This is a genomic window from Pectobacterium sp. PL64 (genome assembly GCF_022477975.1).
Lineage (GTDB): Bacteria > Pseudomonadota > Gammaproteobacteria > Enterobacterales > Enterobacteriaceae > Pectobacterium > Pectobacterium jejuense.
The window spans coordinates 2,092,961-2,115,066 of sequence record NZ_CP092070.1; the positions used below are offsets into that span (position 1 = coordinate 2,092,961).

Here is a 22,106-nt window from a genome sequence, read left to right on the forward strand (position 1 = left end):
GTTCTTAGTCCAACCACAGCAAGGCATCGCCGGGGCTGACCGGCCGTCCCGGCTGGCAGCCGATGCGTTTCACCCGACCAGACTGCGGCGCGCTAATCGTCAGCTCCATCTTCATCGCTTCGACGATAATCAGCGGCTGTCCGGTTTCGATGACATCCCCCACGTTCACCAGCACTTTCCAGATGTTGCCGTTCATATCTGCGCTGACCTGAAACGCGCTCTCGTCGTTCTCCACGGGGGCGGCCGAAACCACGTCCTGCGGCGTGCTGTCATCTTCCTGCTGCCACAACGCCACTTCTGTTTCAAACGCCATGGCCTGACGCTGGCGGAACGCGGCAATATCGTCGGCCTGCGTCGTCAGGAAGCGCGAGTGCTCGGCAAAATCAAATTCGGTTTCTTCGATGCGGATCGCCGCGCGTCCTTCGCGGAAGTCATCGCGCAGCGCCGTGAGTTCGGCTTCGCTGACCGGGTAAAATCGCACCTGATCGAAGAAGCGCAGCAGCCACGGTTCACCCGCAATGAACTGATCGTTTTTGAGAAATTTGTTCCAGATAGGCAGCGTGCGCCCCACCAACTGATAGCCGCCCGGCGAGTCCATGCCATAGATGCACATGTACATCCCGCCGATACCGACGGTGCCTTCGGCGGTGAAGGTGCGCGCCGGATTGTATTTGGAACTCAGCAGACGATGGCGCGGATCGACCGGCACCGCACAGGGTGCGCCGAGATAAACGTCACCTAATCCCAGAATCAGGTAGCTGGCATCGAAAATGATGTCGCGCACATCATCACGGCTCGGCAAGCCGTTAATGCGCTGAATGAAATCGACGTTATTTGGCAGCCAGGGCGCGCTGGCGCGTACGGTTTCACGGTAACGTTCCACCGCGCCGAGCGTGGCGCTGTCTTCAAACGCCATCGGCAAATAGACGATGCGCGACGGCACTTTCATCTGGCTCACGTCGCCCAGTTGACGTTCCAGATGCAGCAACACGTCCAGCAGCACACGCTGGCGGATAACCCGACTGTCATAGCGCACCTGTAGCGAACGCACGCCGGGCGACAGTTCTTCTATTCCCACCGTTTCCGATGCGCGGATCGCTCCCATTAACAGATGAACGCGTAGGCGCAACGCCAGATCCAGCACGTTGTCGCCGTATTCAATCAGAACGTAATTATCTCCCGCCTGACGATACACGGCAGTGGGTGTCGTTGCGGTGGCGGGTACCGCAGCCAGCACCGTGGCGGAACCGTATTCCGTTGTCGCCAACGACGGCACGTCAAACGCGGGTGAATGCGCCGTACCCAGCGTGGACACGCAGGTAGACTGCGCCTGTTCCAGCGCCAGCGCTTCGTCCGCGCTAATGGGATGGAAACGGATACGATCGCCCGGCTTAACCTGACCAACTTTCCACAGTTCCGCTTTGGCGATGGTGACCGGACAGACAAATCCGCCCAGACTCGGCCCATCCCGCGTAAGGATCACCGGGAAATCACCGGTAAAATTCACGGCGCCAATCGCGTATTCACAGTCGTGAACGTTGGAAGGATGCAGGCCAGCCTCGCCGCCGTTCGCCCGCGTCCAGGTGGGTTTTGGCCCAACCAGACGCACACCCAGCCGGTTCGAGTTGTAGTGCACCTGCCATTCTGCTGCGAAGAATTCATCAATCGCCGCGTGGGTAAAGAAGTCCGGCGCGCCATGCGGGCCATAGAGCACGCCAATACGCCACTCATCGCCGTACTGCGGAATCAGTGCGGCGTCCACGGCCTGCGGTGTGCTCACCGGCGCGGGCGTGGTGCAAGCGGGCAAATCAGGTTGAGAAATCGCCAGCATATCTGCCACGCGCAGCGTTCGTCCGGCATGACCGCCAAATTCCCCCAGCGCGAAAGTCGAGCGGCTGCCGAGATACTGCGGCACATCAATGCCGTTGCGTACCGCCAGATAGGTGCGACAGCCGGACTGCGCACGCCCCAGCATCAGCGTTTGCCCCGCCGTTACCGTCACGGGTTGCCAGTACGGCACCGCTTCCCCATCCAGCGTCGCCGGACAGTCGGCTCCCGTCAGTGCAATTACCGCCTCACGGTGGAAGCGCAGCGTCGGGCCTTGCAGCGTAAATTCCAGCCCTGCCGCTGCTTCATCGTTGCCGACAATACGATTAGCCAGACGGAACGCGAAATCGTCCATCGGGCCGGACGGCGGTACGCCGATATCCCAATAGCCAAGGCGTCCGGGGTAGTCCTGCACGCTGCTCCAGGTGCCTGGTTGAATCACTTCAATCACCGACGCGGACGGCGTAAAGCTGTCGAGCATCCGCGTCCACACCGTTCCATTGCAGAACGCCTCGGTAGCGATAATTTGTCGCAGGTAATCCAGATTGGTAGCAATACCGTGCAAACGCGTGGCATTCAGCGCCTGCTGCATCTTCTCCAATGCCAGTTCACGGGTTTCCGCGTGAACGATCAGTTTGGCGATCATCGGATCGTAATACGCCGACACCTCGGTGCCGGTACTCACCCAGCCGTCAACCCGCACGTCATCAGGAAACGCCACTTCGGTCAGCACGCCGGGGCTGGGCTGGAAGTTTTTCAGCGGATCTTCCGCATAAATGCGCACCTCAATCGCGGCTCCACGCGGTGTCTGCGTCAACTGCGCCCAATCCAATGGTTCATCCGCCGCGACACGCAGCATACATTCGACCAAATCCAGCCCGGTGACGCACTCCGTCACCGGGTGTTCCACCTGCAAACGGGTATTCACTTCGAGGAAAAAGAACGCATCACGCTCGGCGTCGTAGATATATTCCACCGTTCCCGCGCTGCGATAGTTAACCAACTCGCCCAGTTTCACCGCCGAGGCCAGCAGCGCGGCTCGCGTGGCGTCCGGCAAATGCGGTGCGGGGGTTTCTTCCACGACTTTCTGGTTACGGCGTTGCAGTGAACAGTCGCGTTCACCCAACGCGACCACCTGGCCTTTGCCATCGCCAAAAATCTGTACTTCGACGTGACGCGCCCGATCAATGCAGCGCTCAAGAAAAACGCCGGCATCGCTAAAGAACTGTTCGCCCAAACGGCGCACGCTTTCCCACGCAGCCTGTAGCGCCACGGCATCCGCACAGCGCGTCAGGCCAATGCCGCCGCCCCCCGCGGTACTTTTCAGCATTATCGGATAGCCGATGTCTTCGGCGGCAACCAGCGCGTCCTCCAGCGAGGCCAGCAGCGGCGTTCCTGGCGTCATCGGCACACCAGCGGCAGCGGCCAATTCACGGGCGCGGTGTTTCAGGCCAAACTCGCCAATTTGCTGCGCGGTTGGCCCGACAAACGCAATGCCGGCGTTTTCACACGCGGCGGCAAACGGCAGGCTTTCTGACAGAAAACCGTAACCCGGCCAGACCGCCTCTGCCCCCGTCTGCTGTGCGGCAGCCAGTACCTTATCGATACACAGATAGCTGTCGCTGGCCTTCTCGCCACCAATCGGTACGGCGATGTCTGCGTCTTTCACATGCTGCGCGTTTTTATCCGCATCGGAATATATCGCCACGCTGGTTATCCCCAGGCGTTTCAGCGTGCGTATGGCGCGACAGGCAATTTCGCCCCGGTTAGCGATCAATACCGTCTTAAACATGGGACGCCTCCTGACGGGCAAGCCAGTGACGCCAGCCGCCGAATTCGGTGATATCCACGGCATCGCTCAGCGCAGCCGGTTCGCAGATAAAGCCTTTAACCTGTCGCCCGTCGATTAACATCAGCGTGCCAATGCCCAGCGGCGCAGGAATTTCTGCAACAAACTCACCAAAGCGCGCCAGCGGGATGTCCCACAGCTCGACGATAATCGCCGCGCCGTCGGTGCTTTTCGCTAAACCGGGCTTGGCCGGCTGCGTATTCGCCAGTGCATAAAGGCGATAGTTTTCCGCCGTGCGCGTCTCTTCTACCCGCACGGCATCGCGGCTGGTGAGTTGGTGATTTAGCGGCATGCCCGTCAGGTGCGCGCCAACAACGGCGAGGCGAACGTGCAATGCCGAAGGCGGCAAGGCAACGGGTTCCGCAGGCAGCGCGTTTCCTGTTACCCCTAGCGTGAGCGCCAGCTGTGCCTGCCAGCGCACACCGAAGCTCGCCAATGCACGGTCGTGCCAGGCAGGCGCAATCAGCGTGACACCCGCAGGTAAACCATCGGTACGGAAAGGTGCGGGCAGCGCCAGCGCCGAGAGATCGGCCAGATTGGTAAAGTTGGTGTAAGTGCCCAACTGGGAGTTGTAACGCACCGGCTCCTGCTTCATCGCCTCGAGCGTGTGGATCGTCGGTGAGGTCGGCACGACTAGCGCATCGAACGACGCCAGCGTCTGCTGAATCTGACGCGCCAGTTCGGCACGCAGGTACTCTGCTTTAAAGGCCTCTACCGCGCTGAAACGCTCACCGCTCGCCACAATACCGTGAACCACCGAATCCATGTTTTCTGGCTGTTGCAGCATGTCACCCACCGCGACGGTGCGTTCCGCCACCCAAGGGCCTTGATAAAGCTGATCCGCTAGCTGCGTGAAAATACTGAAATCTATCGGATGCAGCGTCGCGCCCGCCGCTTCCAATTCAACCAGCGCGTGCTGCCATGCCGCCTGTGCAACAGCATCAGCAAAGAAAGTGGGATCGCTGGGAATCGCAAAGCGCGGCTTTGCTGGCAGCGCCGCAGGCGTACTGGCGGGATGGCGGCGCGAGTAGGCATCCGCCGCATCATACCCGCCAGCCAGTTCGGCGACGGTAAATGCATCGTCGACGGTCAGCGCAAACACGGAGATGGTGTCATTCAGGCGACAGGCCGGTACGACACCGCTTGCCGATAGCCACCCTTTCGTCGGCTTCAGGCCGACAATATTGTTAAATCCAGCGGGAACGCGCCCCGATCCAGCGGTATCGGTGCCTAATGAAAACGCAACCAGCCCGCGCGCCAGCACCGACGCCGAGCCGGAACTGGAGCCGCCGCTGATGTATTCCGCATTAAAGGTGTTTGGCACCGCACCGAACGGTGAGCGCGTGCCGACCAGACCGGTCGCAAACTGATCGAGGTTGGTTTTGCCAATCACAATCGCCCCCGCCGCTTTCAGTTTGGCAACGGCCGTCGCGTCCTTATCAGCCAGATAGGTAAATGCCGGACACGCCGCGCTCGTCGGCCAGCCCGCAACATCAATATTGTCTTTGACGGCAAAAGGAACGCCGAACAGCGGCAGCGCGTCTGGATTTTCACGATACCGAGGCAATAGCGCCGCAATCTGTGCCTGAAGCAATTCAGGTGTCGCAAGCGCGATCCACGCAGGATCGTCCGGCGACAAACTGGCGAGCAGCGCGCCTAGCGTTTCACCAACGCGTTCGGCCTGCTGTTGATAATGCTGTTTCCATTCCTGAAGCGTGAGCCCTGTCATTCTTGGCATGATGTGAATCCCATCTGGTATACAAGATTGAATTCACTAAAGCGAAAACCATGCCAGCTTTTACTCTGTTGATTTTTATGAAATTAGATTGATACGCTCAATTTTCATGCACAAAAAAGGAACAACCGTGCGCCATCGCGGAGCACGGTTATAAAAAAGGGTTGGTCATTGATACACAGGTAACGCCTTCTCTCAGGCGATCCTCTTAGCGGCCTGCTGCGCCAGAATTGACAGCGCTGTCGCCTTGAAGATATGCGCTTGCGACATCGCCAGTTCGGTGCGCTCACGGCAGTCACGAAGAAAATTGGGGAAAAAAGTGCGTTCGACGCTGCCTGCGGGGGTAAAGCGCTGTTCGCCCTTGCCATTCACCAGATAAACGACGTTGCTTTCACCACGCGTCAAATCGACATATTTCCTGATTTCGATATAGCCTTCCGTCCCCAGTATCGTCAGGCGGCCGTCGCCCCAGACGCTCAGCCCATCCGGCGTAAACCAGTCACAGCGGAAATAGCCCGTTGCCCCATTGTCACCCAGCAGCATGGCATCGCCAAAATCCTCAAATTCTGGCTGGTGCGGATGGTGATAATTCGCCGTCTGGCTGGTCACCACTCGTGCGTCGGTATTGCCGGTAAAATAGAGAAACTGTTCGATCTGGTGGATACCGATATCGCAGAGGATCCCGCCGTACTGACGCTTTTGATAAAACCAGTCAGGCCGCGCGCCGCGTTCACGATGTGGGCCAACGCCAATGGTCTGAATCACTCGACCGATCTCACCCCGTTGCACCAGTTCACCGGCAAACAGCGCGCTATCCACATTGATACGCTCATTAAAGTACACGGCAAATTTGCGGCCGGTTTCGGCAACCCGACGCTGGACGGCATCCAACTGCTCCAGCGTGGTCAGCGGCGGTTTAGCGGTGAAGAAATCTTTACCGGCATCCAGCGTACGCAGCGCCAGTTCGGCTCGGTCACAGGGAATAACCGCACAGGCAATAAGATCGATAGACGCGTCGGCAATCAGCTGTTCCGCAGAATCGGCAAAAGGAACGGAGGGGAACAGTGAGATAAATTTTTCTCGATTATGCGGATCGGACTCGAACACGCCGACCAGTTCCGCGCCCGCATCAACCAGTTGCCGACACATGTCATAAATGTGGTTGTGCGCTAACCCAATCGCCGCAAATCGAATCTTTTTCATCTTCACCTCTGCCGATATCGTCATGCCGAGCCACTACAATAAGGCGGAAACCGAGCGGGCTAAAGACAAAAGCCGCGTAACGCGTTAGAATTTTTCCTGTTTTTTTAACATATCCACATTTTCCGCAACGCAACTAAAGATAACCATGAAAAGAAAACGTATTCTGATCCCTCTCATCATTCTGATCCTGTTTGTACTCTATCTGAACCGCGATGCGCTGAATCCTTTTGCGCCGGACTGTAAAAACCTCCCGGCGAATCAACCAAAGCCCGAAGAGTGTAAAAAGCCAGTGAAAGAAGTCGCCCCCGGTTTTGAGATTTAAGCTGGCGTATTAGCGCGGCTTGGGAATATTGAACTGCTCCAGCGCGGGATTAACTGTTTTGGCAAAATCTTCCCGCCGGTTCTTGAGCTTGCTTTTGGCATTGAAGAAATTCACCAACTCCGCAATCCCCATACCGATGCTGAGCGCCCCGCTTACCGCCCAACCCACTGGCCCTGCGGCCGCGCCAACGGCAGAAGCGGCTGCCGCACCGGCGGCCTCACCCGCAATGGCACCTACCACCTTTCCGGCAATCGCTGCGCCAGCTTTGCCAGCCAGCCCAATGGCCGTTTTGCTCCCCGCCGCCTTGGTTAAATCCTCTGCGTGCAGCGACGACTTGGCAAAACTCATTACGCTGCGACCGGCCTCTTTCACCGCCTGCGCATCGCTTTTTGCTCCAGCCCCCGCGTGTGACTCAGCCGAAAGCGAGGCATCCAGCCCAACGGCTCGTGGGGCAGTCGGTGACGCCGTAGAGAAAGGTTGGCGCATCGCCGCCTGCGCCAGCAGTGGATCGGATCGTAAAATGGTGTTCATCTCACGCGGTACCGCCTGCTCAAAATGCTGAATCACATCCCCGTCTTTCTGCAACGCTTCAATCCGTTGATTCAGCACCTTTTCCGTTTCTTCAGTATTCCGGTATTCGCGCCCCGCTATCACCTGTTCCAACGTCTGTTGCAGTTTGACCAGCGTTGCCGACTTTTGCGCCCCGCTGTACTGCTGCGGTTGAGTAAAAACCGCGTCATTCAGCTTGCTGATATCGGTTTTTGCCGCCAGCCCCAATGACGCCGCGTTATGTAGCGTATCCGCCGCGTCCTGGCTGTTCGCCGGTGCCTGCTCGCGAATCCAACTTTTCATATCTTTCATCATCATTTTGCCATCATGTGGGACTCGTGCCAGCTTCTCCCCTTTGACATCCGCATGTTCCAGAATCCCAAATAATCCAGGGTGCGACCAGATCCTCGCAGCCGCTTTTAGCTGGGGCGCTAGAGTCGGGTTATCGGTGACGATCGCGTTTAGATCGGCCAGGGTGCTGGTGCGATCGTTCTTTTGCGGTGGAGAATGCGTATAGGATTTTTTGGCATCGGCGGCATTCAGCAGCGGCTCGTTAGCCAGCAACAGCGCGGATGATTGCACTAACCGCAGCGACTGTGCATCGGCTGCCGGATTTTTCTCCCTATAGTCCTTCACGGCGTGGCTGGCATCGCTGGCGCGCCGCTCCATGTTTTTAATAAAGGATTTAGTATCGCGATTCGAGATATGTCCGTCGGCTCTGCCGCCATCTTTTGCCGTATCCATCGCCGTATAGATCGCAGGATTTTCGCGCAGATAGACAAGCGCTTTTTCCGCGTTCGTCCCGCCATCCTGTAGCATTTTCGCCGCCGCCAGTGGGCGATTCAGCGCCTTTGCCGCCTTCTCGCGTTCATTTTCTGGCAGATCGCTCAGAAGCGGCGACCACATTTCCAATGCCTTCGCGTTACTGTACTCCGAGCTATCTATCACCTGAAGATCGACGATCGGTTTCGGCTCCGCAATCAGCGAGCTGTCTGCAATCTGCATGGTTGGCAGCGCGCGCGTGGGTGCCATCGTTCTCAAATCAGAGGGAACCCGCGGTATGTTCGGCGACGCGTCGCCAAAATCGATTGAACGTGAACCCGACCGCATAGCTGGCGATGCTGCCTGCTGTCCACCCAGACTGCTAGCCTCTGTATTATGTTGCGCAGGCAAAGGCGCGGCACTTCCCCAACGGCTTCCGCCCTCAATACGATTGATCATTCACGTCCCCATTCTGCTGTCGTCAGGATTAACAAACGGATCTCCCGCATCATGCAAACACAGAAAGGCCGGCAAACGTGCCGATCACAGCATGACGGAGATAACTAAGCGTTGAGTGGCGTAAAACTACGATAAGTTCCTGACGATATTTAGGGGCATTTGATGGCTATTGACCGCTTATTCATTTTATGGAAATCGCTTTCCACAGAATATTCTCGGAATGATGGCGGGAAAATAAGGCAGATCACAGGTTAAGTGTTGTTCAATTACATATCACTATCATCATTAACATTCAAGAGACACCTCCTCTTCTCTGACAACCATTTTCTCCGTTACGTCTATTCCTGACGCTTACAATAACCAGACTAAATGATTACAAAAAATTTCAAAGAGTAACCAAATGTGTGATACACATAAATGAAACAACGTTTCCTTTTCACCATAATGCCACTCACCCTAATTATCAAGTCTGCTGATAATTAGACTAACCGGTAAACGGTGGGAATTATCAACATTCACTCATCAGCATAAGCCATTTCGCTGATTGAAATACGCATAAGCTACGTCGTATATAAGGAGTCATCAATGCATTGATAGCAACCTGATTTACCAGGGAGAAAGCCCTGTCTGACATTATAAATGGCGTCATCATCATTCCTGGTGATTCTATTTTTACGCCCAAAAAATGACATCAACTGTCTGGTTTTAAAGATAGAGACTGCGCTCGCCAATAATATTATTTATTCATCAAAAAAGAGAAAGACAGAATGAAAATATACACACGTAACCTACTCATCGTTTGTGCCGGATTCACGCCGTTCCTCGTCCAGGCAGAAACCGACGGCAAAACCACCTTCCAGTATGAACACAACTGGAAGACGGAAGACCGCCGCCACTCAGACTCTATCAAGCTGATTCATAAGAAAACTAACGGCTGGTCGTACGAAGTCAAATTCAGTACGTCAGCGGGCGGGAACAGCAACTACGACGTTGCCTATGATGACATGCAGGGCGGCTCTGGCGGCATGGTGATCGGCAAAGACTTCAAGTTAAGCAAGGCCGCCACCTTAACGCCTACCTTTGAATTCTCCATCGGCAATTCAACCATGATGTATCAGCCGGGGCTGAAATATAACTACCGAATTAACAGCGACTGGTCCACTTATGGCCGCTACCGCTATGAATATAAAAAGCCCTCTCGCAGTTCGCGTTATTCGACCATTTCCGCATCTGACAAATATGGTTACGCAGGGGAATCTTATTTGTCAAAATCGGACACCGGACGTCATCGCCTGGATGCAGGGGTAACGTATTCTGGTTTGGATAATATTAATCTGACTTACGTCTTTAACTACTACATCGGTGATAACACCACAAAATCGTATAAATATAGCAAGGGTGAATTCACGGAAAGAGAATACGCGGTTTACGATAATGGGAAAACGGATTATGAACATCAGTTCAAAGTTCAATATAAGTTAAACAAACAGCTAACTCCTTACATTGAGTATGATGATATTAGCCAATCCAGCACATCATCAAGCCGTCAGGGGAAAATCAAAGTTGGTTTCAACTACGTTTTCTAAGAAATGCAGAATTTTATAAAGGAAATACGCCGTATTTCGTGCCGTGTTGATGAAGAAAATGAATTCATGAATGAATTTTGTCTATCAGCGCACAATTTTCATAATTAACGAACAATATTAATGGTGCCCATAATGAAAAAACGCTACCTTGTGGCCGGTATTCTCTTTGCCCAAATTTATGCTATTTCCGCGTCTGCCTCTGATACCAAACTCAGCTATGAACATAGCTGGGGAACAATGAATCGCTATCACGGTGATGAAATTGGTATGCGGCATTTTATGGATAATGGCCTGTACGTTGGCGTTGAGCTGAATTTTTATAATAAGAATAAAGATCTGACCATCGATGATGTCGTCTCGAATTCTTATGCTTTTTATACCGGCTATGCCTACAACTTAACGCCTGAGTTAACCCTGACGCCGAATCTGGAAGCGCGCTTCTATTCCGGCGGCACCAGCGGCGAAGGTACCGTGGGTGATATCGGCGCTAGCCAGAGTTCCGGCGCACGCTATACGCCAGGTTTGAAACTGACCTGGGCTGTGACTGATAAGACGGATCTTCATGCGCAATATCGCTATGACCTCAGAAAAATCACCCGCAGCAAACGTACCAGCACGGATGATGACACTCACCGTCACCGCTATGAAGCGGGCGTGGCCTACAAAGGTTTCGACAATTTCACGCTGGCGTACACCGCTTATTACTATCACGCGGATTATGTGCTGCAAAACAACAAAAAGCATGACTATCAACAGGATTTCGACGTGTCTTACACCATCAACGACAACTGGACCGCACACGTTGGCGTTGAAGATGTCGCCAGCGGACGCGATGTGAAATCGCGTGAAGGGAAAGGAAAAGTCGGTTTCACCTATACGTTCTAACCACGGCTTACCTTTCTAACAACAGCTTACTGCTATGCCATCTTTCTCGGGGATCCTGTTCATCAAGCGGGATCCCTTTATTACAGCTCTGGATGAATCATCGTTACAGGTAGATAACATGAAAAGATTTGCGCTGTCGCTCCTTGCGGGTCTGGTCGCTTTACAGGCCAGCGCCGCTACGCCTGACCGTCTCACCATCGTCAATCAGTATGTTGATAACGTGCTGACCAAAGCTGGCGACCACTATCACCGGTCAGTCGCCTACGCCATTACTTGCTGATGGTGTCGATCCGCGTACGGGCAAACAGATGGAGTGGATTTTCCCTGATGGCCGTCAGGCCGTGCTCTCCAATTTTTCCGCTCAGCAGAACCTGATGCGCGTACTGGTTGGGTTAAGTAACCTGAGCGGCAACCCTAGCTATAAGCAACGTGCCGAAGCTATCGTGAAGTATCATTTCCAACACTATCAGGATGAGAGCGGCCTGCTGATTTGGGGCGGCCACCGTTTTGTGGATCTAAAAACGCTGCAACCGGAAGGCCCGAGCGAAAAAGAGATGGTGCATGAGCTGAAAAATGCCTATCCCTACTACGATTTGATGTTCAGCGTCGATAAAGACGCAACCGCACGCTTTATTCGCGGTTTCTGGAATGCGCACGTTTATGACTGGAAGATCATGGAAACCAGTCGCCACGGTAAATACGGACAAAAAATGGGTGCGCTCTGGCAAAGCCCGTTTGAGCAACAACCGCCCTTCTTCGCCACCAAAGGCCTCAGCTTCCTGAATGCGGGTAACGATCTGATCTATTCCGCCTCGCTGCTGTACAAATACAATAAAGAAGACGGCGCGCTGGTCTGGGCAAAACGGCTGGCACAGCAGTATGTGCTGCCGCGGGATAAAGCGACCGGACTCGGCGTGTATCAGTTTACGCAGGCGCTGAAGCGCGATGAAACGACTGACGATGCCGATACGCATTCCAAATATGGCGATCGCGCCCAGCGTCAGTTCGGCCCAGAGTTCGGCCCTACCGCGCTGGAAGGCAATATGATGCTGAAAGGACGCACCAGCACGATCTATTCCGAAAATGCGCTCATGCAGCTCCAGTTGGGTAAAGATTTAGGGGCGGAAGGCAAGGAACTTCTGACGTGGACAACCGATGGCCTGAAAGCCTTTGCCAAGTATGCCTACAACGAGTCCGATAATACGTTCCGCCCGATGCTCGCTAACGGCAAAGATCTCTCCAATTACGTTCTGCCGCGTGATGGCTACTACGGCAAAAAAGGCACCGTGATCAAGCCTTATCCTGCGGATAATTCATTCCTGCTGTCGTATTCTCGTGCCTATACCGTTTTACCGGACGCCGAGCTGTGGCGTGTCGCACGCGGCATCGCTCGCGCACAGGGGCTGGGTGAGTTAGGTTCAGCGCCGGGTAAAGATGTCAAAGTGGATCTCGCTACCAAGAACAACGATCCTTACGCCCTATTCGCGCTGCTGGATCTGTATCAGGCGAGTAAAGTGAAAGACTATTTGTCGCTGGCGGAAAAAGTGGGCGATAACATTATCAGTACGCGTTATCAAAACGGTTTCTTCATGGCCGATCCCAACCGACAATATGCCGATGTCGATACCATCGAGCCTTACGCTTTGTTAGCGCTGGAAGCGGCGGTACGCAACAAACCACAATCCGTTGCACCGTTCCTGAATGGTGCGGGCTTCACCGAAGGCGGCTACCGTATGGAAGATGGCTCAACCCGCGTGTCCACTCGCGATAACGAGATCTTCCTGTTGAACGTTGGCGAAACCTTGAAACCCAACAACAAGAAGTAAGCGTTAACCCTCAACATGCCAATGGTGGCTCGCTGCCATTGGCAATCCCCTCTTGTGATCCTGCTCAGTTATTCACCGAACAAGGCCGCCATTCTCGGGTGTGACTCTTAATCGTATGGTGCTTAATCAGGGGGACTTAGCACGTGGAATTGACAGAACGTAATGCCGGCCACGATGAACGTGACCAGCATGAAGTAACACAATAATTTTAAGCGTTAGTTAACCAGAGGCACCTCTGGGTGCACGCCGAGCCATCCCGGAGTCGGTTCGCCTTTCGCTTCCCCCACATACAAACTCAGCTGTGAGCGAAAACGTTCGACCGCACCGCGATCGTACATAAAGTCAGCAAATGCCTGCGGGCGAGTGTTACGGTATTCCCAGATATGTTTGTAACCTACTGGCGGCTCAACATCGGTACGCACCGACCACATGCGTGAAACCTGAGTTTGCGTTTGCGGATCCAGCACCCAGCTCAGGTAGAGCTTGGCGCTTTCCGGGTGTTTAGCCTGTTTGAAGATAGCGGCACGTTGCGCCCAGGAGACAAAAGGATCGGACTTCGGCAGGACAAAGCGGGTCACAGCATCGGCTGCCGGAACGAGCGCACCGGAGCTGGTAAATGTCGCGCTATATTTTCCCGTCGCGATCTCAGCACCGGGTACGTTGGTGCCGCGCACATAGACGGGATCCTGCTCCTGCAATTTTTTAACAAAATCCCAGCCGTATTTATCCACGGCCAGCTTGTACCAGAACAGTACTGCATCGTCGTCGTTCGGATAAGCCAGAATCAAATTACCTCTTAGATTGGGACGAAGGTAATCATTAACCTCACGCGGCCAGGATTTTTCATCCAGAAGCTGGGTGTTGACCAAATTGCTGAATGCGATGACATAGGCACCGGTCCAGGCACCATCTGCATCTCGAAATTCCGGGTATATTTTGTCCCAACCACGCGCTTTGTAATTCAGCAGCACGCCTTCTTTTTTCCAGCGCGGGAAATTCTGCACCGTTTGCAGTTGCACCACATCAGGAATCAGGGTGCCGGTCGCCAATTGGTTATCGATACGAGCATCATGGTATTTGCTGTAATCGACAATCACATTCAGTTTCATGCCAGGAAAACGTGTCTCAAATGCCCGCTTGAAACCAGCCTGCTGTGACTGCACATCGCCACCGGCATAAACGGTGACCGTACCGCCTTCTCTCAACGCACTCTGATAGATCTGATCCAGCGAACGCGTCTCAATTTCGACGCCCGCCTGACTTTGCCCGACGCTGAGACCGGCCATCATGGCCAGCATCAGCACTGTTTTCTTCAGGTACTTCCCAGTGTATTGCATTGTGATTTCCTTCACTTAATGAATAAAACCCGTACCGACAAACGACAGATAGCAGCCGTTAAAACGGCAACGGTCTAACCAGCGGATCGCAAGACAGCGACACGCAGGATCGGATCGACGAGGTGGAATCGTCAAAAATAAATCAGAATAGAAAGCGAATAGTCCTTCATTAATATATCTCCTGTCCGAGGATAATCTTCCCGATTCCATTAGGACATTTAGCCTTGAGTTTACAGCATTAAATAAAAACACATACGAAGAAAAAGCGAACAATATAGTTAAAAATATTGAATAGCTAAAATGAGATTACGCTTTCATGCGGGATAGATGCAATATCAGAAAAAGATAGGATGAGATTACTTACCAACCACAATGATTCAAAGTTAAATAATATTATTAACAATCATACCAGCTAATAAAATTCGCGTTACTGTCCCCCTTCCAGAAAATTAAAGGTGAACGCTGATACGCCCACCGAATGCAATAATACATAAGTGTTAATATTCACATAATCACTATTAAGAGTGGGAACAATGATCCTTTTCAATCATCATTACCTTGCCTGTCTCGGTATCCAGAATAAGCAAGGCTTCTTGTGTCGCATTAGCCTGTATGAGTAGTTTTCCCCCGCGCTCCCAAATCGCCGACTGTCCTGCACAGACAAAGTTATCGGCTTTGCCAACCGCGTTCGCCATGAGGACAAACATCCCGTGCTTCCTGGCAATGGCAGGATAATGATCATAAGCTTGCATCACGCCATTAGCGGACTTTGCCACGCTCGCCACATAAAGATCGGCCCCCAATTTCGCGGCACCAAGTGCATGAACCGGCTGCAAAGACTCATAGCATATTGCTGGCACAACGACTTTTCCTTCAATGCTAACCGTAACCTGTTGCTTTCCCTGTTTAAAAAAAGGCACTTCATCAGGGTGAAGTAACTGCTTTGAATAAAATAACATCTCTTTTTCAGGCTGAAAGATAATCATGGTTATTTTTATCCCGTCGTTGAATTTGACAGGATAACCCACCGCAATAGAAATATGATATTCATCACTCATTGACTGAAAGGCATCAAATTTAGTTTCTTCAGATGGCAACGCTAATACTTCAGCTAATGAAGGTTCATAGCCACTTAATGATAGCTCAGGAAATACAATAATATCGACAGCATTCTGTGCTGCGGTAATTACCATATCTTGATGCTTTTTCACATTCTCATCGACATGACCAGCCACGGATGCTATTTGCGCGATACAAATTTTCATTGTAAACACCTTGAGTTTATCTAAATAACATCGTTGACACGTTGTATCAGTAAACATAAATAATTGAAAATAGGAAATAATTATTTACATAGCAGCCGATTTAAATAAATAGCAACCGTAGAATCGTTGCCACCTCAACGTGCCAGCCACCGTCCATTGGGTCGACACCATCATAGGTGTCGTAGAATATAGATTCTAAGTCTCAACTGACCTAACCATAGCCTCGTTGATGCATCATATTGTATATTAGCGCCTCATCGTCGCGGGTCGTTGCGGCGCTAACTCATGTTTATCTCATCACGTTGCGCAGCGCTTCTCTCTGGGGGAACAGTGAATTATCCAATTGGGCAGATCAATCACAGCTATCTGGGTTCCAGCGTTTATACCATGCTGCGTGAGGCGTTAATTACCGGCCAACTCAAGCCGGACGATCGCCTGAGAATACGGGAACTCGCCGCACAGGTTGGTACCAGCGTCACGCCAGTGCGAGATGCGATCCTGCAACTGGCGAAAGAACAAGCACTGGTGCTCAGGACGCCACGCGATATCCGCGTCCCTCAATTGACCGAAGCCCAATTTATAGAGATCCGTACGCTGCGACTGGCGCTGGAAGGCACGGGAGCCGAGCAGGCTGCTGCGCACATTACGCCGAAAATGCTGGAGCAGATTGAAGAGAATATTCGCCAGAATCGTCTGGCGATTGACGAGAAAAATCTACGCGAAGCGCTGCGGTTAAATAGCGAATTTCACCTGTTTCTGGCGCAGGCGGCGCGTATGCCGCTGTTGACGCAGTTTATCGGTAGCCTGTGGATGCGCACCGGCCCGCTGATTGCGCAGGCCTATGCGCATTTTTCCGTGCAGATGGCGATTGAACATCACGAAGAGGTCTTCGCAGCGCTACAGCAGCGTAATGCCAGCGCCGCTCGACAGGCCATCCAATCCGATATTCTGGACGGCAGCGAAACGATGCTGGCCTTTATTGCCATCGATCAATAGCATGACGTGGCTCAACCGCGCTACGCCGCCATAAATCGTGGCAATAAGCCGCGAATCAGCAGTCGGGTCTCTTTGGCCTGACTGATAAAGGCAGGCAGCAGCGCGGTAAAGCTCGGTTCATCCAACGATTCTGCGGTGTGCTGAGTGCACAGCCGCAGCGTCGAGTTCTCATCCAGCGCCAGCCAGCAGCCTTTCATCGCCGCCATTTCAAAGTTAAGCATCAGCATGAACTGATACACCGCCGTGCTAATTTCCCCCTGAAATCGCATCACATCGCTGTGCAATAGCAGCACGCCGCTGCTGGCGGGGACTTCCAACACTACTGCCTCCTGACCGTCAGGTTCGCGTAGTGCACAGATGCCGTCCTGCAAGCCCAGTTGGGTACGGCTAAGCGCGCCGTAATGGCGTAATAGCCGAGTAATATGCTGTTGTGTGGGTGTCATCCTGTTCTCCTGTAATCACCGCATGATATTTACGATTAGCTGTTTAGCTGCAAGCCTTCCTGCTGGAGCTGCTGCAACGCGTTGGCGGTCGCCGGATTGGCTTTTGCAATCTCGCCGCTCAGTTTGTAACTTTGCGGTACGGTTTGATCCTGCCCGTAGCTAAAGCTGACGTTGCCGAGCAGTTTATTCATGCTGACGCCCGCGCTGCTTGATGCGTTGATGATGACCGCCGGGGTATTGAACCCTTCGCTCTTCTTCACCGCCTTCGAGACTTCAATGCTGGCGAGACGCAAATTATTGCCGTCTTTAAACAGCGCGATGACGTCATCCTTGCCGTGCGTTTTGTTCTGAATGCCCTTCTCGATCTTTTCCCGCACATCGTCTTTCAGCTCCAGCGTGACCGTCACCGACGCTCGGTCGTTATCCTGCAAGCGGCTCACGATATCCTTCAGCGCCGGATTGTCCGCGATCAGTTGATTGATGCGATCGGCATTGCTCGGCGGCAGCGAAGAAAACAAATGGTTGCCGATCACCTGGAACAGCCCGTTTTCCGTCAGTTTGCTGAGATTGGTGTAGGACGTCGTGTGCTTGACGCTATCCAGCGTTGCCCCGTCACGCTGTGCAACATCCTGCTGCACGTTCAGCTTTTGCAGACTCATTAATCCCTTATGCTGATCGTCGGTGTTTGCCGGTTTATCCGCAAAATGCGCATTCAGGATGGCCAGTTGATCGCCCGGTTCCGCCATTCCTTTCACGCTGTCGATCAACAACTGACTGGCTGGATCGCTAAAGGCGGAAGCCAGTGTCTTGGTCAACGCGTCAATGTCTTTTTTCTCTAGCGGTTCAGCCTTTTTCATTCCCAAACTAATTGACTGGTTGGTACGCGAATCGGTCGCCACATTCACCCCAACGCTGGCCGCAGTGAAGAACGGGACAGTACCATCCGGTGTCGTTCTGGCCGCCCCGGCACTGATAGTTGCATTGAGCCCTGCACTGGCCTGATTCATGAAGCGCAGACGATTGTCAGATTCCGCATAGGTTGTGGATTTCTCCCCTTGTGAAACGCTGGACGAACTCGTGGCAGACAGCACGTTAGCGCTCGCCGTCACGCCAACCGATCCGCGTAGCGTCGCACTGGTGGGTGCCACGCCTTTTTCCGTCAGGTTGATCCCGCCACGCAGCTCCAACGCGGCATTGCTATCCAGATTGAAGCTGACCGTTTTCCCGGCCTTCACGCTGTGCTGTTCCCCTTTATCCAGCAGGGCAAGCGGGTTGATCGTGCCGCTCGACAGGCCGTCAATAAACCCCGGTAGTTCTTCTTCGCTGAGGGTAAAGTTCAAGGCGTTTTGCTGCGCCATTTGCAGGCTGGCGGATACGCCGAAAGAGGCGCGAACGTCCGGTGTGAAGCTGTGTTTGCTGTTGATGCTTTGCGTCATCTGCGCCGAGGTTTTTCCTGTAAGATACTGGCTGACGTCATACCCACCGGAGTAACTCGCTTTCCCGGTAATCCCGCCTGAACGCTCGAAGGCAACGTTGATGCCATTTTCACCGCGAGAAAAGCTCATATTGTAATTTCGCTCGCCACTGACGCCGCCACCCGGCACCGGAGGGAAAGGTAATGACGTGCCGCTGACCACAAACGACATGGATGCCCCACCGCCATAGGTCCGGTTAAACGCGATGCTTTCGTTGCTGTCCAACGACAGGACGGTCGCCTTCATCTTATCGATCATGTCCGTCTGGCTGGCCGCCTGCATCACGGTTTTCGAGGTGACGCTGATGGCGTTGTCCTCTTTCCGGAACGCCTTCATAAAGGTTTTAACCGAATCGTAATCCGCCTCCAGCGACTTATGATTGGTGAACCCCATGTCGGTCATCTTCTTCACCGGGTTTTCGCCGTAATCTCCCTGCCGCAGCGCGTTAAGTTCTTTCATCATCGATGCCAGTTCCGCCTCACCCGGCGACGTGCCGGATAGCGTATCGATGCGATCGGTCAACTTATGCAAGTCTCCCAGCACCAGGGTATCCAGCACCAGTCGCGTTTTCGCTAGCGACAGGGCATCGCTGGTATCCCGCTGCTGCCCAAATGATTCGCTATTCGGCTTTTGGGCTATCGGCGTTTTGCTGTCGACAAAGGCTTTGATCAGCGTACTGGCCGTACTCGTTTTCGATGACGGATGACTTTCCATCGCCGCCAGCAGCACCGGGGCCAGATCTTTTTCTCTGCCATGCAGGCTGGTGGGTTTGCCTTCCGTGTTCATGACACCGTTATCGTTCACCACTCCCTGCTGCCTGCCAATCAGCAGCGCTGCTTTGGCCGAGCTACTTTCCAGTTCGGTATGGAACTGTTTTAGCAGGTTCACCAGCGGTTTCCCTTTTTCCCCCAGATCCAGCTTGTCTAGCTTACTCGCCAGATCCATCGCCGCGCCCTGCGGCTGGCTCGTCGTCGCATCCAGCTTTTTCAGCAATTCGGTTTGCATGTCATAAACAGGTTTCAGACCTTCACGCCCGCTGACCTGATGCTGAACATGGTCGGCAAAGGTTTTTAACGGCCGCGGCACGTCCAGAGTGAATGAAACCAGATGGGCTCGCAGCAGATCTGACAGTTTGCTTTTCACCTGCTGCGACTCTTCACCCGTTTTACCGAGAACCTGAACATCGGCTTTAAACGTGAGCCCGGTTAACGGTATTTTTCCCCCTTTGGTCGCCACATCCAGCCGACCAAACACCGTTTCTGCGGCACGTGGCTCCGCGGTTAACGGCGCTTCCCCTTTTGGCACCGTTGTTTTCCACGCGCTCCCTTGCAGGGTATGGAGTTCATGCTCGTCATGCGCCACCTGCAAATGATGCTGCGCATTCGTGCCCAGTGAATTCACTTTGCCCTCTACTGGCGTTTTCACCGGCTGCCACTGTGCACTGTCGTGATTCGCCGCATTTTGCCAGTCGGTTTTCGGTAGTTGGAAAAGCTGCCCGTCTTTATTCAGGGCAAAGAGCGTCTGCTGGTGATCCAGCGCGATGTCCTGTATCTCACCGGCCAAACCATTTTTAGGCAGCGCCAGCGGTGGCGCGGCGAGCTTGTCCGTTCCCGGTTTGACCTGGTGGAAATGCAGATCGCCCTGCTTATCAACGGCAATAAATTTATTACGGTTGATCAGCGCCATCGCCGAGACATCATCGTCCTTGGCAATCCCCGGGAGTGCAGTGCCCGCAGACGGCGTCATACGCACCTGCGGCAGCACAAACACGGTATTATCGCCGTGCGTAAACGTGTCTGACTTCTGGTTAATGGACAGCGGCTTGATTTCACCGTCTTTTAGCGTGTAAGCCTGATTGTCCAGCCCGCGCTTGAGCTGGCTAGCTTCAACGCTGGATGCCTCCCAGCTTTTGGTATTGCCGTTGTAAAAATGAACTTTGCCTTCCTGTAAACCGATCTGCCCCAGCCGTCCCAGATCTAAGGTGTCTTTCGCCTCGGGCGCTGCCGTGGTCAGCCCCAGCTTATTATCCACCACCAGACTGTCGCTCAGGTTCCACCCCGGCGTGGGGGACAGCCCATTCTGCCCCAGAGGAGCGACGTGCTTTTGTCCCTGGCGATCGGTGGCGAGCGCCTGCGTCTGGCCGTGTTCATCGTGTGCAAATCCGGTAATACGATGGTCGTCGCCCAGCACCGCATTCAGTTCCGGCGTGCTGGCAGGGGTTAATGTGGCGTGCGACGCACCCGCCTCGGGCAGCGGTGCGTGGTAAAGTTTGCCGTCATTGTCGGCAATCAGCAGGTGTTCTGCGGTTAACCCCACCGCTTTCGCAAACACGGGATCACCATTTTCCAGCTTGAGATCCACCGGCTGCGGCGTGGCATCCAACGTGCTCATCAGGTGCAGCTGCGCGAGGTGATCCTGTTCGGTCAGCACGGCAGATTGCCCGTTCTGGTTGGCAGAGAACGCCGTAATCTTATCGCTGAAGGTGGATGACTCCATGCCCGACGACAAATTGCTCAGCGTGTGGTCGTCTTTGACGGCATACAGTTGACCATCTCCCTGCCGGGATAACTGGCTGTGGGCGACATCGCTGCTTTGCTGCCAGACACCGAACTCGGTATTCAGCGCAAAGATCTTGCCGTCATGCAGACGCAGTTGCTCACCCGCGCCAGAAGCTGAATCGGGCTGTCGGTGGACACCCGTCAGCAACTCGTGGTTCATGCGTCCAGATAGCGGCACGCTCGTAGATTCGCCCGAGGTTGTTTTCAGAGAAATATGTTCCGGCGTGGAGTCCAGCTGTACGTTACTCGCGCTCAGCTTGCCCGCTGGCATCGCGCTGCGGCCGCTGCTGTGAAGCGCAATATGCTGATTGTCATCGCTTTGAATCACGAACAGCCGCCCTGACTTGTCGGCTAGCGCGTGCTGCTGTGTATCCTGATTTTCATGATGAGCCACGAACGGCTGGCTATTCTTACCGATGGTCTGTTGTAACAGCGTGCTCAGTGCCTCCGGCATGCCTTTGCCGAACTGAAGCTTACCGTGGTTGTCCAGCGTGATATCGGATTTCGCGGCGGGTGTAGCGGTCGTGCTACCGCTTATTTTGATCTCAGCAGTTTCAGTGGAAGCAAAACGCGGCAGGCTCTGGATCGGCCCACCCGAGGCCAGCGAATCGCGCGGCACACGCGGTAGCCCCTGACTCACGCCTTCCGATGAGAATAGCTCACGCAAGGTAGTCGAGCGCGAGTCCTGGCTTTTCACTGAACTGCCGTTTCCCTGCTCCAGCTCGGGCGGTTTATTTTTATCATGCAAACCTTGCTGGATCAGGGACTGCGCACCTTTTTGGCTCGCGCTGGTGCTACTGCCCTGCGATAGCGGTGTGTTAGCGAGCGTAGCGGGTGCAATTTCCGACGCGGATAGACCGGGCTGAACATGCTGAATTTTCTGCATAACAGGTTCCAAGGGTGATGAAGTGATCGTGTCGGTTAAGTGGTCAGTTTCTCCTTCTGGTTCCCGACATCTTTCTCTTTCCTGCACGGGAACCACATCACACCTTCCCTCACTTAATACGCAACAGACGTAAGCCTGTTAAT

At 53.9% G+C, this 22,106-nt stretch carries 12 protein-coding genes and 1 pseudogene; 5 read left to right on the top strand and 8 right to left on the bottom strand.

Going from position 1 to position 22,106, the window contains the following annotated elements; all coding sequences use genetic code 11:
- Positions 1-4 precede the first annotated feature (4 nt).
- The 3 genes from uca to HP572_RS09280 all read right to left on the bottom strand — a co-directional run bounded on the left by uca (position 5) and on the right by HP572_RS09280 (position 6,614).
- Positions 5-3,619, bottom strand: a complete 3,615-nt coding sequence (gene uca, locus HP572_RS09270; RefSeq protein ID WP_240585427.1) for an urea carboxylase — start codon at positions 3,617-3,619, stop codon at positions 5-7.
- A complete protein-coding gene (gene atzF, locus HP572_RS09275; RefSeq protein WP_240585428.1) occupies positions 3,612-5,414 on the bottom strand; it encodes an allophanate hydrolase in 1,803 nt (600 codons plus the stop codon). The genes uca and atzF overlap by 8 nt, the downstream gene beginning before the upstream one ends.
- Before the next feature lie 192 nt (positions 5,415-5,606).
- Entirely contained in the window at positions 5,607-6,614 is a 1,008-nt protein-coding gene (locus HP572_RS09280) for a Gfo/Idh/MocA family protein (RefSeq protein ID WP_240585429.1), read from the bottom strand.
- 145 nt (positions 6,615-6,759) lie between these two features.
- Here HP572_RS09280 and HP572_RS09285 point away from each other — a divergent pair, with 145 nt between their 5' ends.
- Complete coding sequence (locus tag HP572_RS09285; protein WP_010285665.1) at positions 6,760-6,936, top strand: hypothetical protein; 177 nt, start codon at positions 6,760-6,762, stop codon at positions 6,934-6,936.
- 9 nt (positions 6,937-6,945) lie between these two features.
- Here HP572_RS09285 and HP572_RS09290 read toward each other — a convergent pair whose 3' ends face one another.
- The gene (locus tag HP572_RS09290) at positions 6,946-8,706 is read right to left on the bottom strand and encodes a type III effector HrpK domain-containing protein (protein ID WP_240585430.1); all 1,761 of its coding nucleotides are present in this window, start codon (positions 8,704-8,706) and stop codon (positions 6,946-6,948) included.
- Positions 8,707-9,473: 767 nt separating this feature from the next.
- Here HP572_RS09290 and HP572_RS09295 point away from each other — a divergent pair.
- The 3 genes and pseudogenes from HP572_RS09295 to HP572_RS09305 all read left to right on the top strand — a co-directional run bounded on the left by HP572_RS09295 (position 9,474) and on the right by HP572_RS09305 (position 13,003).
- Positions 9,474-10,292, top strand: a complete 819-nt coding sequence (locus HP572_RS09295; protein WP_039519702.1) for an oligogalacturonate-specific porin KdgM family protein — start codon at positions 9,474-9,476, stop codon at positions 10,290-10,292.
- Between the two features lie 132 nt (positions 10,293-10,424).
- The gene (locus tag HP572_RS09300) at positions 10,425-11,177 is read left to right on the top strand and encodes an oligogalacturonate-specific porin KdgM family protein (protein WP_039286334.1); all 753 of its coding nucleotides are present in this window, start codon (positions 10,425-10,427) and stop codon (positions 11,175-11,177) included.
- Between the two features lie 118 nt (positions 11,178-11,295).
- Positions 11,296-13,003, top strand: a pseudogene (locus HP572_RS09305) (pectate lyase).
- 215 nt (positions 13,004-13,218) lie between these two features.
- On the opposite strand, the gene HP572_RS09310 reads toward HP572_RS09305, so the two are convergent.
- Together HP572_RS09310 and HP572_RS09315 are read right to left on the bottom strand one after the other, a co-directional pair.
- Complete coding sequence (locus HP572_RS09310; RefSeq protein WP_014915523.1) at positions 13,219-14,340, bottom strand: ABC transporter substrate-binding protein; 1,122 nt, start codon at positions 14,338-14,340, stop codon at positions 13,219-13,221.
- Between the two features lie 518 nt (positions 14,341-14,858).
- Entirely contained in the window at positions 14,859-15,605 is a 747-nt protein-coding gene (locus tag HP572_RS09315; protein ID WP_240585431.1) for a carbon-nitrogen hydrolase family protein, read from the bottom strand.
- A gap of 330 nt (positions 15,606-15,935) precedes the next feature.
- Between HP572_RS09315 and HP572_RS09320 the strand changes: the two genes are divergently transcribed.
- A complete protein-coding gene (locus tag HP572_RS09320) occupies positions 15,936-16,601 on the top strand; it encodes a GntR family transcriptional regulator (protein WP_240585432.1) in 666 nt (221 codons plus the stop codon).
- Positions 16,602-16,621: 20 nt separating this feature from the next.
- Here HP572_RS09320 and HP572_RS09325 read toward each other — a convergent pair whose 3' ends face one another.
- Both HP572_RS09325 and HP572_RS09330 read right to left on the bottom strand, forming a co-directional pair.
- Positions 16,622-17,044: a type III secretion system chaperone gene (locus HP572_RS09325; protein ID WP_226300765.1), complete on the bottom strand. Its 423-nt coding sequence runs from the start codon at positions 17,042-17,044 to the stop codon at positions 16,622-16,624.
- 35 nt (positions 17,045-17,079) lie between these two features.
- The gene (locus tag HP572_RS09330) at positions 17,080-21,963 is read right to left on the bottom strand and encodes an AvrE-family type 3 secretion system effector (protein ID WP_240585433.1); all 4,884 of its coding nucleotides are present in this window, start codon (positions 21,961-21,963) and stop codon (positions 17,080-17,082) included.
- Positions 21,964-22,106: the final 143 nt, after the last annotated feature.